The organism is Mesorhizobium sp. M1D.F.Ca.ET.231.01.1.1, from assembly GCF_003999155.2.
Taxonomy (GTDB): domain Bacteria; phylum Pseudomonadota; class Alphaproteobacteria; order Rhizobiales; family Rhizobiaceae; genus Mesorhizobium.
Genome location: NZ_RZOZ02000207.1, coordinates 1 through 308 on the forward strand (window position 1 = coordinate 1; position 308 = coordinate 308).

1 protein-coding gene is annotated in these 308 nt (G+C 71.1%); it reads left to right on the top strand.

All coding sequences use genetic code 11. From position 1 onward, the window contains the following. Positions 1–308 (top strand): VWA domain-containing protein (locus EN874_RS32990; RefSeq protein WP_127428866.1); only part of this gene is annotated, 308 nt, incomplete at both ends.

Here is a 308-nt window from a genome sequence, read left to right on the forward strand (position 1 = left end):
AGGCGCGGACCGTGCCGAAGTCTTCACCTTCGGCACGCGGCTGACCCGTATCACGTCGGCGTTGCGCATCCGCGACCGCAGCCAGGCGCTGGCGCGTGCTGCAGTGTCGGTGGACGATTGGGACGGCGGTACCCGCATGGGGCCGACCTTGCTCGCCTTCCTGTCGGTGCCGCGCTTTTCAGCCTTCGCGCGCGGTGCCTGCGTCGTCATCCTGTCGGACGCGCTGGAGCGCGGCGACCATGCCGACCTCGAAACCGCGATGCGTCGCCAGCGACAGCCGGAAGGCGCGGGCGCCGAGGCGACGCATC